This window comes from Diaphorobacter limosus, assembly GCF_033100095.1.
GTDB classification, from domain to species: Bacteria; Pseudomonadota; Gammaproteobacteria; order Burkholderiales; family Burkholderiaceae_C; genus Alicycliphilus; species Alicycliphilus limosus.
Window position 1 is genome coordinate 2690214 of the sequence record NZ_CP136921.1, and the last position, 16619, is coordinate 2706832.

At 66.8% G+C, this 16619-nt stretch carries 13 protein-coding genes and 1 CRISPR repeat array (1 of these 14 only partly in view); of the genes, 3 read left to right on the forward strand and 10 right to left on the reverse strand.

Features of this window, described 5'->3' with window-relative positions; translation table 11 throughout:
• Positions 1-2520: a CRISPR direct-repeat array (repeat unit 37 nt; unit sequence GCATCGCCCGCCAGCAATGGCGGGCGCGGATTGAAAC); it begins 1722 nt to the left of the window's first position.
• A gap of 36 nt (positions 2521-2556) precedes the next feature.
• On the forward strand, positions 2557-3057 hold the full coding sequence (locus P4826_RS13000; protein WP_317700797.1) for a hypothetical protein: 501 nt from the start codon (positions 2557-2559) through the stop codon (positions 3055-3057).
• A gap of 138 nt (positions 3058-3195) precedes the next feature.
• Here the strand turns inward: P4826_RS13000 and P4826_RS13005 are convergent, their stop codons facing one another.
• The 6 genes from P4826_RS13005 to P4826_RS13030 form a co-directional block, all read right to left on the reverse strand.
• The gene (locus P4826_RS13005) at positions 3196-6477 is read right to left on the reverse strand and encodes an ATP-binding protein (RefSeq protein ID WP_317700798.1); all 3282 of its coding nucleotides are present in this window, start codon (positions 6475-6477) and stop codon (positions 3196-3198) included.
• Entirely contained in the window at positions 6474-7190 is a 717-nt protein-coding gene (locus P4826_RS13010) for a DUF4194 domain-containing protein (RefSeq protein ID WP_317700799.1), read from the reverse strand. The genes P4826_RS13005 and P4826_RS13010 overlap by 4 nt, the downstream gene beginning before the upstream one ends.
• An 86-nt stretch (positions 7191-7276) precedes the next feature.
• Positions 7277-7654: a type II toxin-antitoxin system RelE/ParE family toxin gene (locus P4826_RS13015; RefSeq protein ID WP_317700800.1), complete on the reverse strand. Its 378-nt coding sequence runs from the start codon at positions 7652-7654 to the stop codon at positions 7277-7279.
• Positions 7655-7670: 16 nt separating this feature from the next.
• Positions 7671-7985 (reverse strand): type II toxin-antitoxin system Phd/YefM family antitoxin, encoded by a 315-nt coding sequence (locus P4826_RS13020; protein WP_317700801.1) that lies wholly within the window; start codon positions 7983-7985, stop codon positions 7671-7673.
• Positions 7986-8122: 137 nt separating this feature from the next.
• Complete coding sequence (locus P4826_RS13025; protein WP_317700802.1) at positions 8123-8431, reverse strand: type II toxin-antitoxin system RelE/ParE family toxin; 309 nt, start codon at positions 8429-8431, stop codon at positions 8123-8125.
• The gene (locus P4826_RS13030) at positions 8428-8703 is read right to left on the reverse strand and encodes a YlcI/YnfO family protein (protein WP_317700803.1); all 276 of its coding nucleotides are present in this window, start codon (positions 8701-8703) and stop codon (positions 8428-8430) included. The genes P4826_RS13025 and P4826_RS13030 overlap by 4 nt, the downstream gene beginning before the upstream one ends.
• A gap of 209 nt (positions 8704-8912) precedes the next feature.
• Here P4826_RS13030 and P4826_RS13035 point away from each other — a divergent pair, with 209 nt between their 5' ends.
• Positions 8913-9173 carry a helix-turn-helix transcriptional regulator gene (locus P4826_RS13035; RefSeq protein ID WP_317700804.1) on the forward strand — a complete coding sequence of 87 codons (261 nt, stop codon included), beginning with the start codon at positions 8913-8915 and terminating at the stop codon, positions 9171-9173.
• A gap of 73 nt (positions 9174-9246) precedes the next feature.
• Positions 9247-10011, forward strand: coding sequence for an NYN domain-containing protein (locus P4826_RS13040; protein ID WP_317700805.1), 765 nt, complete (start codon positions 9247-9249; stop codon positions 10009-10011).
• A gap of 34 nt (positions 10012-10045) precedes the next feature.
• Here the strand turns inward: P4826_RS13040 and P4826_RS13045 are convergent, their stop codons facing one another.
• The 4 genes from P4826_RS13045 to dnaN all read right to left on the reverse strand — a co-directional run bounded on the left by P4826_RS13045 (position 10046) and on the right by dnaN (position 16559).
• Complete coding sequence (locus tag P4826_RS13045) at positions 10046-11092, reverse strand: endonuclease/exonuclease/phosphatase family protein (RefSeq protein ID WP_317700806.1); 1047 nt, start codon at positions 11090-11092, stop codon at positions 10046-10048.
• Positions 11093-11194: 102 nt separating this feature from the next.
• Positions 11195-12751: a DUF3375 domain-containing protein gene (locus P4826_RS13050; protein WP_317700807.1), complete on the reverse strand. Its 1557-nt coding sequence runs from the start codon at positions 12749-12751 to the stop codon at positions 11195-11197.
• A complete protein-coding gene (gene gyrB / locus P4826_RS13055) occupies positions 12751-15342 on the reverse strand; it encodes a DNA topoisomerase (ATP-hydrolyzing) subunit B (protein WP_317700808.1) in 2592 nt (863 codons plus the stop codon). Before gyrB ends, P4826_RS13050 begins: the two co-directional genes overlap by 1 nt.
• A 110-nt stretch (positions 15343-15452) precedes the next feature.
• Entirely contained in the window at positions 15453-16559 is a 1107-nt protein-coding gene (gene dnaN / locus P4826_RS13060; RefSeq protein WP_317700809.1) for a DNA polymerase III subunit beta, read from the reverse strand.
• Between the last annotated feature and the right edge of the window lie 60 nt (positions 16560-16619).

A 16619-nucleotide genomic window follows, 5' to 3' on the forward strand; every position in this document is an offset into this window, starting at 1 on the left:
CGCCCGCCAGCAATGGCGGGCGCGGATTGAAACTTGTGCCCACGTTGCTCCAGCCACTTGCGAAGCTGCATCGCCCGCCAGCAATGGCGGGCGCGGATTGAAACAGCACGTCTTTACGCACCAGCGGTTGCCCCGGCTCAGCATCGCCCGCCAGCAATGGCGGGCGCGGATTGAAACGCCACAAAGCGGCCAGCGCGAAGTAAGTACAGCGCATCGCCCGCCAGCAATGGCGGGCGCGGATTGAAACATCGCTCAGCGGCTCAAGGTACGGGTAAGCGCCGGGCATCGCCCGCCAGCAATGGCGGGCGCGGATTGAAACGGCGCAGCGGTACGCTGCCATGCCGGTGCTGTAGCGCCGCATCGCCCGCCAGCAATGGCGGGCGCGGATTGAAACGAGCCCGGCGACGCGCTCAATTGGCTCTACTGCCGCATCGCCCGCCAGCAATGGCGGGCGCGGATTGAAACGATGGTGCGCTCATGCACGCCGAATTGGCGCGCGAGCATCGCCCGCCAGCAATGGCGGGCGCGGATTGAAACCGGCGTCTGTGAGTTCAAGGCCGCCGGCCCCGCGCTCGGCATCGCCCGCCAGCAATGGCGGGCGCGGATTGAAACGTCCCGGTGTAGGTTGTGTTTAGAGCCTCTTCCCGCATCGCCCGCCAGCAATGGCGGGCGCGGATTGAAACCAGCCACCTATGGCGGGCGCGGATTGAAACACTCGATCCCAGCCCGCACAGTAAGTCCTACGGCCATGCATCGCCCGCCAGCAATGGCGGGCGCGGATTGAAACCGAGGCTTCACAGTGGGTTTTATTGCCCAGCCTTGCATCGCCCGCCAGCAATGGCGGGCGCGGATTGAAACCTGCTGTCCAATGGGCTCGCGACCAGAAAACATCAGGCATCGCCCGCCAGCAATGGCGGGCGCGGATTGAAACAATCCGCCGCCGCCATGGTGGACAGCCTGCGCGCATCGCATCGCCCGCCAGCAATGGCGGGCGCGGATTGAAACGGACTTCCCACGCGGGAGGAGCGTGCCGCTCTCTGGCATCGCCCGCCAGCAATGGCGGGCGCGGATTGAAACCTTCCTCCCCGGTTCGCCCAGGTGAAATGCGGCGGGCATCGCCCGCCAGCAATGGCGGGCGCGGATTGAAACCAGGTTCGCGCCGTCTAGGGTCGCGCCTTCCAGGGCATCGCCCGCCAGCAATGGCGGGCGCGGATTGAAACATATTCGTCTTGGCTGCATTGCGCAGCCATCATGGCATCGCCCGCCAGCAATGGCGGGCGCGGATTGAAACGCGTTTTCCACCAGCCCACATGCGGCGGGGCCCCAGCATCGCCCGCCAGCAATGGCGGGCGCGGATTGAAACTGGCGGCTTTGGCGGCGGCGGCGGCGGCGGCGCAGGTGCGAGCATCGCCCGCCAGCAATGGCGGGCGCGGATTGAAACCCGACCGGCGGCACCGGTGGCACCGTGGGCATTAAGCATCGCCCGCCAGCAATGGCGGGCGCGGATTGAAACCACTACACCGGGGGTTAGGTGCTGGCGCGATGCCGGCGCATCGCCCGCCAGCAATGGCGGGCGCGGATTGAAACAGGACGCTGTACCCGCGCCCCTGCATGCATCGCTTGCATCGCCCGCCAGCAATGGCGGGCGCGGATTGAAACCTTCCTCCCCGGTTCGCCCAGGTGAAATGCGGCGGGCATCGCCCGCCAGCAATGGCGGGCGCGGATTGAAACTTGGACTCAAACGGCACTCCGTTCGCGCGGAGCAGGCATCGCCCGCCAGCAATGGCGGGCGCGGATTGAAACCCGTTGTGCACCGTGCATCCAGGCCACGACGGGTGCATCGCCCGCCAGCAATGGCGGGCGCGGATTGAAACTTCATGGACGCGGCCAGGTTGTCGGCTTCGCTCTGGCATCGCCCGCCAGCAATGGCGGGCGCGGATTGAAACCTCAGGAGGTGACGCAGTAGCCCAAAAATCCCAGGAGCATCGCCCGCCAGCAATGGCGGGCGCGGATTGAAACCCGAACCGGCGCTACAAGAAAAGCGGCGGGCCATCGGCATCGCCCGCCAGCAATGGCGGGCGCGGATTGAAACGATGCAAGCGGGGTGAAGCAGGGCTGTCACGCGGCGCATCGCCCGCCAGCAATGGCGGGCGCGGATTGAAACCGTGATCAGCCGCCGACCGCTGTCCGCGTCGTAGCATCGCCCGCCAGCAATGGCGGGCGCGGATTGAAACGTTCGCCCAGGCGTCCGCCACCGATCGGTTGCGCCGCATCGCCCGCCAGCAATGGCGGGCGCGGATTGAAACGTCTGCGGCCTTCGCTGCCTTCTTGAGCGCGTGGCATCGCCCGCCAGCAATGGCGGGCGCGGATTGAAACCGACCGGCTTCAACGCAACCAGCATCACGCTGTCGGCATCGCCCGCCAGCAATGGCGGGCGCGGATTGAAACCGCGCAGAGAACCCCTGCCCCGCCACCGGCCGCACGCATCGCCCGCCAGCAATGGCGGGCGCGGATTGAAACTCGGCGGCCAGCTGCCGCTGCAGCCATGAGCAGGAAATGCTGCGGCAGACGGGCACCCCCCTGAGCTGCGACACCGTCAAGCAGGGCTCGCCCTACAAACTGGTCATCAAGAAGCCCGCCGGGCTGCACGCACAGCGCAGCGCGCAGCGGCGGCAGTGGCAGGAGGATTGGGAGGCGCTGGGGGCAGGTGACGGGGGTGCTGCTGGTCAACGCCCCAGCAACCACCCCAGCAGTGCTGCTGCGCCCAACAGCTGCAGCCGGCCTGTACCCGCAGGGCGCGCTGCGCGCCCGAACAGTACCCAGGCAATGAAGACCCAGCCGAGCAAGGCCACCAAGCCCATCAAATCCAGCAATCGCAACATCATGTGCGCTAGTACAGCAACACGGAAATATCGAAACATGAAAGCGCGCCTTCGCACCCATGGCGGCGTTGCAAATCCTCGCGATAGCTACGGCTATCGCTGCGGTTTGCGCCTTGCCCTGGGCGCGAATCCATCGCTTTCATCTTGTTCCGATACCTCCGTGTCGCTGTACTAGCGTAGTACCTGCATGAACAGCTTCGGTGCCGTGGTCTTCAACCGTCACTTGAATGGTGCGCCTGAAGTTCAGGGACGGATTCAAACGCCAATTTCCTGAACATGCCCAATGGATACCGATGTGGCATCGCCCGCCAACTCACCGCCCCGCTGCCCGCGCCGCAATCTCCTCCCACCCCATGTTCGCCAGCAGCGCCTGGGCGCCGCGGCGGTGCACCAGCACGGCGCTGCGGGTGTGCTGGCGCAGCAGGCGCAGCTCTTTGTTGGGGGTGACGAAGAGGGCGTGCAGGCCGAATTCCTGCAGCGCCTGGATGATGCGCGCGGCCACGGCCTGGGAGCTTTTGGAGAAGGCCTCGTCCAGCACGATGGTGCAGAACAGCGGCTGGCTGCGCCCGGGCGGGCACAGCGCGTAGCTCAGCGACGCGGTGAGCACGTAGCTGGCGATGATTTCCTTCTCGCCGCCGCTGCCGCCCTGTGAGCCGGTGCGGCGCTCCAGCACCTGGCCCGTGGCGCGGTCGAGTACGTGGACGGCGAACTGCAGGCGGTAGCGTGCGTCCAGCAGGGCCTGGGCGGCCTTGGTGCGGCGGTTGCTGGCGTGCTCGCTCAGCAGCTCGACCATGGCGCGCAGGGCCTGGTAGTGGCGCTGGCCGCCGTCGTACTGCAGGCGTTCGCTGCGCAGCTGGGCGCGCGCCTGGTGCAGCTGCTGCAGGCTGGGGTGCAGCACGGGCTGGGGCACCAGCTGCAGGTAGCGGCCGCTGTGAAAGTCCACCCGCGCCAGGGTCTGGTTGAGCTGGTCTATGCGCTCGGTGATCTCGGCCACCTGCGCCTCTATGCCGGACAGCAGCGTGCTCACGCCCTGGTCGGAGGCCTGGTTCAAATAGTCCTGGAAGCGCGCGCGCTTGGCGGGCAGGTCTTCCTCCTGCAGCCGCTGCAGGCGCTGCAGGTAATGCGCCAAGGCTTCGACCTCTTGCGGGTGATCAGTGAGTGCGCCGCGGTCTTCCCTTTGCGCCGCCGCCATCTGCCGGATGATGTCCTTGTGCAGCAGGGCCAGCCTGTGGCCCAGCCTGTCCAGGCGCTCGCTGGCGCTGGCCAGGGCCTGGCGCTCTTGCGTGGCGAGTTCTTCGCAGGCGGTGCCCGGCGGGCACAGGGCGGCCAGGGGGCCATGCAGCGTGTCCAGACCGGGCGGAGCCGGGGTGGCGGCCAGGCGCTCGCGGCACAGGCGCTCTTGCGTCTGGGCGCTGGCCTGGCGTTCCTGCCAGGTGGCCTGGGCGGTTTGCAGCCGCAGCAGCGCCTGGGCCTGGGCCTGGCTGTGCTGCTGCGCGGCCTGCCAGGCGGCCTGCGCCTGGACGGTGCCGGACTGCGGATCGAGCAGCGCGGCCAGCCGGGTTTGCAGCTGCTGCAGCTCGGCCTGGGCGCCGGCCTGGTCGATGTCGCTCCAGTGCAGGGCCAACAGGGTGTGCCAGCTTTGGGTCTTTTGGGCCTCTAGCGCTTGTCTGGATTGCGCCAGCAGCTTCTGTTTTTGTAGTGTTTCCCAATGGCCTTGCTCGGCCTGCAGGCGTTCTTGCAGCTGCGCCAGGCGGTCGCGGTTGTCAAAGCCGGTCATCCAGTCCTGGTCTATGCGGCGCTGGTCCTGCTTGTCGAAATGCTGGGGGCGGCCGGACATCAGGCCCTCTCGCGTCATGGCGTGGGGCGTGGTCTGCAGGGCCTCGGTGCTGGCCACGCAGTGGCGATCCTGCTCGGCCAGCAGCTGGCGCAGCGCGCCCTGGTGGGCGTGGGGCTTCAGGGTCAGCAGCTGGGCAAAGCCGTCGTCCCAGAAGCGGGCCGGGCTGGCCGGGGCGCGCACCTCCAGCAGGCGCACATGCAGGCGGTTGTGGCGCTGATTCACCCAGGCCAGCGCGGCCTGCATGGCTTGCGGCGGCACCAGCAGGCGCAGGCGCTGCGCGCCCAGGGCGCGTTCTATGGCGCCGCGCCAGGCCTGGTGGGCGGCGGGCACCTCGACCAGTTCGGCGACGAAGGGCAGGGCGTCGGGCGCCAGCCGCAGCTGCTCGGCCAGCTGGGCGCGGAACTGGGTGAAGTCCGGCGGCAGGTTGGAGCCCGGCCGCTGGCGCACGGCGGTGATTTCGTCCTGCAGTTGCGCCAGCGCGGCGTGGGCGTTGCGCTCCTGCGCCACGGCGTCTTCCAGCGCCTCTTGCAGCGCGGCCGCCTGGTTTTGCAATTGCGCCAGCGCGGGCGCGGCCTGGGCCTGCAGCTGTGCCAGTTGCGCAGCGCCAAAGGGCTGGGCGACGGGTAGGTCAATCTGCCCGGCCAGCTGCTGGAACTGCGCCCAGTGCTGCGCGCGCTGGCGGCACTGGTCTTGCTGGGTGGCGATGCTGCGGCGCAGCAGCTCTATATCGCCGCCGCCGGCGCGCAGATAGGCTTCGAGCAGGGTTTGCTCCTGCTGGCGCGCCTGCTCCAGTTGCTGCTCCTGGGCGCTGATGCGCTGCGCCTGCGCGTTCAGCTGTTGCTGCAGATCGGCGCAGCGCGCCGCCCATTGCTGCTGGCCCAGGCGCGCGCACCAGTGCGGCAGGGCGGCGTGCAGCAGGCGCTGGTCTTGCAGAGCCTGCTGCTGGCGCGCCTCTTGCTGCGCCAGCTCGCGCAGCGGCAGCAGGGCCAGGCATTGGCGGTTGGCCAGCTCCAGCTCGGCGTGGATGGCGGCCAGCTCGTCAAAACTGTCGGCCACCCGCAGGGCGTCGTCAAAGGCGCTGTGGTCGTCGAGCACCAAGTCGCGAAAGATCTCGTCGATGCTGTTGAGCTGCTTCAGCCCGGCCGCGCGGTTGAGCAGGGTGAAGGCGTTGGGCCCGATCTCGAAAAAGCGCTGCACCCGCGCCAGGTAGGCGCTTTTGCTGCTGAACATCTCCAGGCCGTCGCTGTTCTTCACCAGGCGGCTCAGGGCGCGCGCGCCGCCGCTGTGGTGCTCCTCCAGCCACAGGTCCAGGCTGTGGCCGCCGCCCTGGGCAAAGAACCAGCGCCGCCCCATGTCGGCCTGGGCGCTGCTGCTGCCGTCCAGCCACAGGATGGCGCCGAGCCAGATGTCGCCCGCGCCGTCGTCGTCCGCACCGCGCAGCTGCGCCGCCAGGCCGGTCACGCAGCGGCCCTGGCGCGCCAGGTGGGCGCTGCCCTCGGCCTCGTGGCCCGGGCCGCTGGCGCCGCGCAGGTAGGACACCAGGTCGCGGTCGCTCTCGTGCCCGCCGGTGGAGGCCAGGTTGTAGCGCGGGTGCTGGCAGAGCAGCGTCATCAGCGCGTCGATCAGCGTGGTCTTGCCGCTGCCCGTGGGGCCGATGATGGCGCTGTTGTCCGGCGAGATGCTGGCCTGGTGGCGCCCGGCAAAGGCGCCCCAGTTGTACAGGTGCAGGGCGTGCAGGCGGTAGCTGGCGCTGCTCATGTTGCGTTGCCTGTACTGTCCGCACTCAGGGCGCGCAGCTGCGTCAGCAGGGCCTGCAGGTTCTCGGGGTTGGCCAGGTGGGCGATCATGGGGCGGATGGTGATGCGCTCCTGCGCGTCCACGTCCGACACCACGCCGTGGCCGCGCAAATGCTCCAGCAGCGCGGACAGGCGCTTGCGCTCCTGCATGTCGCTGCCGGTGCTGCCCAGGTAAATCTCCAGCTGCGGCAGCAGGCTGTCCACGGCGATCTGCACCGGGCGGCCGATGCCGCCCTCCTGCTCGCGCTGCAAAAACTCGCGCCGCAGAATCGCCAGCAGCAGCGACTGCTCCAGCGTCAGGCGCTGGCGGCGCACCAGGGGGTGGGTCCATTCATCATCGTCCTCGGCCTCGCCGGCCTGCCAGCCGGGCGCCACCGTCACATAGGCCAGGCCGCGCAGGTCGTCCACGCGCACCTGCAGGTCCAGCGGCTCCAAGAGCGCGTTGACGCGCGCCGTGTCGATGGCGATGTGGCGAAACAGCTGCGGCTTGCTGGCTTGCTCCAGCAGGCCCATTTTCAAGAGCTCTTGCAGGGCGCGGCGCAGGGGCTGGGGGGTGGCGGGGACGGCTTCTGGCGCGGGTTCGGGCGGCGGCTCGGGGGCTGGCTGCGCATCCACGGCGGGGCTGGCCTGCGGCGCGGCGGCCCATTGGTCGAAGAGGTCGGGGGCGGTGGGCATTTGCTATTGAATAAAGAGCTGTTTGCGCAGAGTGGTTGCACGGTACAACTGGTTTTCGCCCTTGGGTAGCAACATGTTGTGCTGCGTCAATGACTTTGCCACAGCGCCTGAAAATCAAACGAGAGCTGCCGCTGGTGGCGGATGGAGAGCAGGTACACCGTGCCCCCGATGCGCGCATACAACAGCAGGTAATGCGCCATCACGTACTCGCGCAGCTCGCCGTCGGTGGCGAGTGCGCCCAGTTGCTGGGTCAAGCGTGCGATGCCATTGGCCACCTCGACCGAGCGCACCGGCCGTTCGAGAAACAAGCGCCCCATGCCTGGAAAGCGCTCCAGATTCGGGATGGTGGTACGCGCCAACTCATCGAGCAGAGCATCGAAGGCCTGGGGAGCCTCTGCCTCGATCAAGAAGGCTTCGATATCGGCGAGGTTGCGTTCAAAGTTGGCAGTGAGCTTGACGGTCACGGTGCAAGGCAGTCAGTCAGTCAACAGCCTTGCCACCCCGATGGGTCGCGCGGCGGCGCTGCATGGCCGCCAAGGTGGCGCGTGCGTCCTTCACCTTGCCCGCAGCCACATCGGCCAAACCCTGGCTGGCATCGGCGATCAGCAGCAGGTGAATGCGCTCGCGTTCGAGCTGGTGGTAGTAGTCCAGCCGCCCCGCGTCGATCAGGGCAACGTAGCTTTCGCCATTCTTGGTAATGATCTTCTCGGCGCCAGCCCGCACCTGGTCGGCCAGTTCCGACAGGGTGGCTCTGGCTTGGGAGAGCGGGATCACGTCAGCGGCGGAGATGGCCATGGGAGCCTCCTTGGCGTGTTTTGATGTACGGAATTCTGTACATCATATGCGCAAGGCTGTCGCTGTTGGAAATGACTGCGAGTTCACGGCTCGGGGTGTGCCTTGCCAGCACAGTGTGTGGCGAAGGCGCAGCGCGATCAGTGGTAGTCGCTCTCTCGCTGATGGCGCAGCGCCAGCACCGTCACGGTTTGGGCGTCGTCGATTTCAAACAGTGCGACATAGCCGGCCGCTCCAAACGGGATGACCAACTCCCGCAAAAAAGGTGAGTCAGCCGTGGCCTTGCGGCAGGTAAAGGGCAGGCGCTCCAGCGTGGCAATGCCCGCGCGAATTGTCTCCAGCGCACGCTCGGCCAAGGCCCAGTCTGCGGCATCCCTGTCAAGGATGAATTCATACAGCCTGACCAGATCGGCCTCGGCTTCCTGTGTAAAGCGAACCCGGTAGGTCATGCGGTGGTTGGGCCGGACTTGGCGCGATCAAGCATCTCCTGAAGCCTGTCCAGCACGGCGCCAGCCTCCACATACTGCCCGCTCTGCCGCGCCTGGTCGCGCGCCTTCAAGCCACGGGTGATGAACTCTTGATCCGCCAGACGGCAGGCGATGGTTTGCCGAATCGCCTGTTCTACGAAGCCCGACAGACTTTCTCCATCGCGCAAAACACTTTCCGCGGCCAGACGCAGCTGCGGGTCAACCCGCAAAGATGGGATGGTGGAGGTTTTCATGAAAAGGCTCCGTGCGTTGCAATTGCGATGCAGTGTGCCCATGTTTCAACCGCTGCGCAAGCGGTAAGGGAAAGGGCGAGAGTGACGACAAACTTGCGGTACCGCCCTTTGGTTCGCGCCCCCTCATCCCGCAACCCAGGGGTTTACAAAAGATGTTCATAAGCCACATTTGAGGTGCCAGCTGAAAATAATGACGCCCACAAGCCACAATGACCACCCTCTCTGACGTTGCCCTACTGCTGCGCACTGCCCGCAAGCAAGCGCGCCTGACCCAGGCTGAACTGGCCGAGCGCGCCGGCGTGGCGCGCACCACCGTGGCGCGCATGGAAAACCCCTCCAAGGGCGACATGAGTGTTTCCGCCCTGGTGCGACTGTTGGAGGCCGCCGGCTGCGACCTGAAAGTGGTGCCCGTGGGCCATCAGCGCACGGTGGAAGAGATTCTGGCCGAGCAGCGCCGGGGGGATACGTGACGCTGCAGGGCAGAGGCACGGCGTACACCTATAGCAATGAATGAATGCGACTCTCGATAAGGAGTCCTCAAGCATGAGCCTCTTGATGCCTGAACATGAACACCGCGTGGCGGTGCTGGTGGACTGCGACAACACCAGCCCGGAAATCCTGGAATATGCCTTGCGCGTGGTGGCGCAGTTTGGCCGTGTGGTGCTGCGGCGCGGCTATGGCAACCACAGCACCTTGGCCAACAAGTGGCAAGAGGCCCTGGTGCGGCTGGCGTTCACGCCTTGCTTGCAATACCAATACGCGGCGGGCAAAAATACCTCGGACATCGCCCTCGCACTGGATGCCATGGAAGCATTGTTTGACCGCCGGGCGACAACGTTTTGCCTCGTCACCAGCGATTCCGACTTTGCCTATCTGTGCCGCAAGCTGCGCGAGCGTGGGGCCACGGTGCATATCGTGGGCGAAGCCAAGTCGCCCGATGCGCTGCGCAATGCCAGCGACCAGTTCTTCGAGTGGGTCAAGCCAGTCCCGGAGCCGGTGGCCTCGGTGGCTGCGGCAGAGCCCGCAGACAAAGGCAGCAGCAAACCCGAGCCGGGCAAGCCCGCACCCAAACTGCGCCCGCGCTTCGTGGTAGAGGCGGTTGCGCTGATGGCAGGAGACACGGCCGATGGAAAGGTCAGCGTAGGCGGCCTGGGCTCTTATCTCAAGCGTGCCGACCCTTCTTTTTCTCCCAAGAACTACGGTCATTCAGGTTTGCTGGACATGCTCAAAACCTACGACTTGCTGAAGGTGCAGCAGGAAGCCGGTGGGCATTGGACGACGCAGTTGGCGCAGCCATCAAAAAGTTGAACGGCCAGTTCACAGCAAGGGGCCGTTGATTGCGCTACAGCGCCAAACGCACCCGCACCGGCCGATGATCACTCCCCAAATCCACCCCCCATCCCGCGCCATCCGCCCGCACTCCCGGCGTCACGAGCACATGATCGAGCGGCAGGACGGACAGCCAGCCGCCCAGGTTCGGCCAGGTGGGCGCCAGGCCGCTGGCGCGGCGCAGCGGGGCGGTGGCCTGCAGGCCGGTGGACCATGGCGAGTCGTTCATATCGCCCAGCAGGATGCCGGGCAGACCGCTGTCGGCCAGCAGCCTGGCTTCCAGCCGCAGGCTGGCATCGCGCTCCTGGGCGTAGGGTGCGCTGATGGGCGGCATGGGATGCACGGCGGTCAAGGCCAGTTTTTGGCCTTGCACGTCCAGCACCAGGCGCAGCTTGAGCGTTGCCAGTACGTCGGCGGCGGGCACCTTTTCCGCCGATGCGATCGGGTACTTGGACAGCACGCCCAGACCAAACTGGTCATCGCTGGGTTCGAGCACGCGGTGGGGGTAGGCGGCCAGCACTTCGGGGCGGTTCACCATGGCCATGGCGGAGGGGGTGAACTCCTGCAGCGCGATCGCGTCCGGCGCGTTGGCCGAAAGCAGCCAGGCGGCGAGCGCGGCATGGTCGGTGCGCTCGAAGTTCAGGTTGGCGCTGACCACGGTGAGCGTGACTGACGACTGGTTGTGCGCTGTGCGGGCCTCGGCCTGGGGTAGCTGGTGCAGCCAGGCGGCCGCCACCATGGCCACAGGCGCCAGAACCTGCCAGGGGCGTGCCGGCCGCAGGCAGGCGGTGAGCACGGCCCCGGTCAAGGCGAGGCCGGCGTAGAGCCATTGCCAATGCGACGCCAGCCCGGCCAGCCAGCGCAAGCTGTCCGGCATGATGGTGCCCGGCAGGTAGGGCACGAAGGTGCACAGGGCGCCCAAGCCGCACAGCCAGGTCACGATGATGGCGCGCCGGGCGATGGCGCCGGCCAAGCGGGGTTTTAGGGCGCCGCGCTGGCTGGCCGGTGGGGTCAGCCCAGTGCGGTTTGCGCTATTGGCGGTGGCAATCCAGGGTTTCAAGGGCTGACCTTCTCAGGGTGGCTGTGGTGCATCGACCGGGGGCGCCAAGAGCGGCTTCAAGCAGCCGTATGTTTTTGTAACTTGAGAAGCATACCGCCAATTTCAGCCCTCCACCCCCCGCAGCGCGCTCGCCGTCAGCTCCGCCCTCGGCACCGTAAACCGGCACAGTTGGCCGTTGGCGCGCTGCAGTTCGATCTGCTGCTTTGCCTGTGCATCCACCTCCGCGCCCGCCTCGCAGGCCCAGGCCAGCCACTGGGCCAGGGTTTCCAGGTCGTGCTCGCCCGGCGGCAGGGCCTGGGCCAGGTCGGCCATGGTCAGGGGGGCGCCGCGGGCCTCCAGCAGTGCCAGCGTGTCCTGCTGCAGCGCCTTGGTGTCCAGGCCCTCGAAGGCCTGCCAGAACTCGTCCTCCACCTGGCTCAGGTCGGCGTATTGCGTGGTGAGCAGCAGTTCTTGCGCGGCGCCCTCCTCCAGCGACTTGACGCGCAGGCGCTCGATGAGCGGCAGGCCCGTCAGCGCCACGCTCACGGGCGGTAGCGGCGCCGGGCTGCGGCGCAGGGCCTGGCGGCTCCAGTCCAGCTGCAGCGCCTGGTTGAGGATGTCGTTGAGCAGCTGGCCGACGCGCTGGTTTTCGGCCGCCTGGCCGGTTTTCATGAACTGCGCCACCTCGCGTTCGCTGCGCGCGCGCACGGCCTGCACCACCTTGGCTTCCTTGATGAGCTGGGGCACCAGCAGGCGCAGGGCGCTGTGCTGCAGGTCGTCCAGCGCCTGGCGGCTGGCCGGGTGGGCCAATATGGTGCGCAGGTGCTGGCGCATGCGCGCCAGCTCGGCCTGGTGGTGCAGCTGCTGCTGAAAGCCCTCGAAGACCCGCCCCTCGGGGGTGGAGAGCAGGTTGGCGTGGCCGTCGAGCAGTTGATCGACGATGCTGCCGCGGTGCTGCTGCGCGCTCAGGATGGCCTGGCGCAGCTGACGGTCGGCCTCGCGCCAGGAGTCTTCCACACGCCTGAAGTCGGCGCGCAGGCTGGTGGCCAGGGCATAGACCTCGCGTATGCCCTCGCTGGCCTGGGCGTCGCTCAGGGTCTCGACATGGCCGGCCTGCAGCGCGTCGATCTGCTGCTGCAGCTCAGCAATGCGGCGCTGCAGCTGCGCGGCGCGGCTGGCCGGGTCGGGGTCGAGCTGGGTGGCCAGGTTGTCGATCTCGCGCTGCACCACGGCCAGGCGCGAGGCGGTGGAGGTCATCATGCGCTGGTCCAGCTGGGCGACGAAGCGCAGCGCCGACTTGAGCGCATCGGTCTCGTGGATCAGGCCGTCGCGCTCGGTGACCAGGGCGCGGCGTATCCACTCGCGCAGCTCGCGCCGCGCCTGGGCCAGTGGGTCGGCGGCGTCGATCTCATAGTCGGGCTGGTTGGCGTGCTGCACCAGCAGGTCGGCAATGGCCTGCACGGCGCTGTCAAACGGCACGCCGCCGGGCTGGTGCTCCAGCAGCGACTCCAGGCAGCTGAGCATGAGTGGCGCCCGGCGCGAGGCCAGCAGCAGCCAGGCCGGGTGCTGCTGGCGCGCCAGGATGTATTGTTGGGTGCGCTGCTGGGGCAGGGAGAGCGCGGCAGGCTGCGCCCGTGTGGCCTCAGGGGGGGGGATGTGGTGGCTGGGCTCGGCCGCCATCACACATCGATGTTCCCCGCCCTGAGCGCATTCGTCTCGATGAAGTCGCGCCGCGGCTCCACCTCGTCACCCATCAGCATGGTGAATACGCGGTCGGCCTCGATGGCGTCGTCGATCTGCACGCGCAGCAGGCGCCGCACGGCCGGGTCCATGGTGGTTTCCCAGAGCTGCTCGGGGTTCATCTCGCCCAGGCCCTTGTAGCGCTGGCGGGCCGTGGTGCGTTCGGCTTCGCTGATCAGCCAGGCCATGGCTTCGCGGAAGTCGCTCACCTTTTCTTCCTTGGCCTTGTCGCCCTCGCCGCGCGTGACCTTGGCGCCCTCCTGGATCAGGCCGCGGAAGCTGTTGGCGGCCTCGGCCAGGGTGGCGTAGTCGTCGCCGGCGACAAAGTCCTGCGTGATCAGGCTGCTCTTGATGTTGCCGTGGTGGTGGCGGCTGATGCGCAGCACGGGCTTGTCGCTGCGCGGGTCGATCTCGCCGGTCACGTCGGCGGGCACGCCGTTGACGTTGAGCTCGCGCAGCTTGGCCTGCAGCTCTATGGCGCTGGCCTGGGCATCTTCCAGGGTGTCGAGGCGGAAGGCCACGCCGTCGGCGGCGGCGCGCAGGGCCTCGGCATCCATGAAGGCGGACAGGCGGGTGATGACATGCTCGGCATGCTGGTGCGTGCGTGCCAGGGCGGCCAGCTCCTCGCCGCTCAGCACGCGAGCCGCCTCGCCGCCGGTGCTGACGCTGGCGTTGTTCAGCGCCACGCGCAGCAGAAAGCCGTCCAGCGCCGCGGCGTCCTTCAGGTACAGCTCTTCCTTGCCGTTCTTCACCTTGTACAGCGGCGGCTGGGCGATGTAGATATGGCCGCGCTCGACCAGCTCGGGCATCTGGCGGTAGAAGAAGGTCAGCAGCAGGGTGCGGATGTGGGCGCCGTCCACGTCGGCGTCGGTCATGATGATGATGCGGTGGTAGCGCAGCTTGGCGGCGTCGAAGTCGTCGGCGCCGCTCTTGCCCTTGCCGCTGAAGTCGTCCTCGCTGGATTTGCCGATACCGGTGCCCAGGGCGGTGATCAGAGTGATGATTTCCTGGCTGGACAAGAGCTTTTCGTAGCGCGCTTTTTCCACGTTCAAAATCTTGCCGCGCAGCGGCAGGATGGCCTGGAACTTGCGGTCGCGCCCCTGCTTGGCGCTGCCACCGGCGGAGTCGCCCTCGACGATGTAGATCTCGCACAGCGCCGGGTCTTTTTCCTGGCAGTCGGCCAGCTTGCCGGGCAGGCCCATGCCGTCCAAGACGCCCTTGCGCCGCGTCATCTCGCGCGCCTTGCGCGCGGCCTCGCGGGCGCGCGCGGCCTCGACGATCTTGCCGCACAGAATTTTGGCGTCCTGGGGCTTTTCCTCCAGGTACTCGGTCAGCAGCTTGCCGACGATGTCCTCGACCGGCGCGCGCACTTCTGAGCTGACCAGCTTGTCCTTGGTCTGGCTGCTGAACTTGGGCTCGGGCACCTTCACGCTCAAGACGCAGCACAGGCCCTCGCGCATGTCGTCGCCGGTAACCTCGACCTTGGCCTTCTTGGCCAATTCGTTTTGCTCGATGTACTTGCCGATCACGCGCGTCATGGCGGCGCGCAGGCCGGTCAGGTGGGTGCCGCCGTCACGCTGCGGGATGTTGTTGGTGAAGCAGAGGACCTGCTCGTTGTAGCCGTCGTTCCACTGCATGGCCACTTCGACGCCGATCTCGGTGCCGGGGATGCCGCCGTAGCTCTCGGCCGGACGCGTGCCGCTGGCATGGAAGGCCGTGGGGTGCAGCACTTTCTTGTTGGTGTTGATGAACTTGACGAAGCCCATCACGCCGCCGCTGCCGGCAAAGTCGTCTTCCTTGCCGCTGCGCTCGTCGATCAGGCGGATGCGCACGCCGTTGTTCAGGAAGGACAACTCGCGCAGGCGCTTGGCCAGGATCTCGTAGTGAAACTCGTGGTTCTCCTTGAAGATTTCGGTATCCGGCAAAAAGCGCACCTCGGTGCCGCGCTTTTCCGTGGGGCCCGTGACCTTCATGGGCGAGGTCTCGAAGCCATCGACGACTTCGATCAGTCGGTCCTGCACGAAGCCGCGCGCAAACAGAATCTGGTGCACCTTGCCCTCGCGGCGCACCGTCAGGCGCAGCCATTTGGACAGGGCGTTGACGCAGGACACGCCCACACCGTGCAGGCCGCCCGAGACCTTGTAGCTGTTCTGGTTGAACTTGCCGCCGGCGTGCAGCTCGGTCAGCGCGATCTCGGCGGCCGAGCGCTTGGGCTCGTGCTTGTCGTCCATCTTCACGCCGGTGGGAATGCCGCGGCCGTTGTCCACCACGCTGATGGAGTTGTCGGTGTGGATGGTGACGACGATGTCGTCGCAATGCCCGGCCAGGGCCTCGTCGATGGAGTTGTCCACCACTTCAAAAACCAGGTGGTGCAGGCCGGTGCCATCGGACGTGTCGCCGATGTACATGCCCGGGCGCTTGCGCACGGCCTCCAGGCCCTCCAGGATCTGGATGGCGCCTTCGCCGTAGCCGCCGGTGTCGGTGGCTGCGGGAGCGGGGGTCTGTGGATCGGGCTGGTTCGCGTCGGTCATGGAATGCCTTGGGGCTGCGGCAGCCCAGCGCTGGTGGCTGGGCAATACTTGAAGCAAAAGTGCTATTTGCGCCCGTCTATCAAGCGCAAATAGCTATAAAAATAGTAGTATCAGATGCGCATCGGCATCACGACATACTTGAAATGCGGGTTGTCGGGAATGCCGAACACGACCGAGCTGTTGCCGTCGGCCAGCTCCAGCTTCACCATGTCCTGGCCCATGTTGGCCAGCACGTCCAGAAGATAGGTGACGTTGAAGCCGATTTCGATGTTGTCGCCGCCGTAGTCGATGTCGAGCTCGTCCTGGGCCTCTTCCTGCTCGGCGTTGTTGGAGGCCACGCGCAGGCTGCCCGGCTCGATGTTCAGGCGCACGCCCTTGAACTTCTCGCTGGTCATGATGGCCGTGCGCTGCAGGCTGGCCAGGAGCGGCGCGCGCCCCAGCGTGATGATGTTGTGGTGGTTGCGCGGAATCACGCGGTTGTAGTCGGGGAACTTGCCCTCCACCAGCTTGGTGACGAACTCCATGCCGCCAAAGCTGAACTTGGCCTGGTTGCCGGCAAACTGCATCTCGATGGCGCCGTCGGCATCGGACAGCAGGCGCTGCAGCTCCAGCACCGTCTTGCGCGGCAGGATCACCTCCTGCTTGGGCACCTCGACCTCCAGGTCGGCGCTGGAGAACGCCAGGCGGTGACCGTCGGTGGCCACCAGGGTGAGCTTTTTGCCCTCGGCCACGAACAGGATGCCGTTCAGGTAGTAGCGAATGTCCTGCACCGCCATGGCAAACGACACCTGGGACAGCAGCGTCTTGAGCGTCTTTTGCGGCACGCTGAAGGCGGGGCCGAAGTTGGCGGCCTCCTGCACCAGCGGGAAGTCCTCGGCCGGCAGGGTTTGCAGCGTGAAGCGGCTCTTGCCACCCTTCAGAATCAGCTTGGACTGGTTGTTCTCCAGGCTCACCGTCTGGTCGCCGGGCATGGTCTTCAGGATGTCGATGAGCTTGCGTGCGCCCACGGTGGTCGTGAAGTCGCCCGTGTCGCCGCCGAGCTCGGCCGTGGTGCGGATCTGTATCTCCAGGTCGCTGGTGGTGAGCTGCAGGGCGTTGCCCGTCTTGCGGATCAGCACATTGGCCAATATGGGCAGGGTATGCCGGCGCTCGACGATGCCGGACACGGATTGCAGAACGGCGAGTACCTTGTCTTGTGTGGCCTTCAGGACAATCATGTCGTCAACCTTTGGTGGTTTTGGGATGGGTGCGCAAACGGCGGCATGGGCATGGCCCCC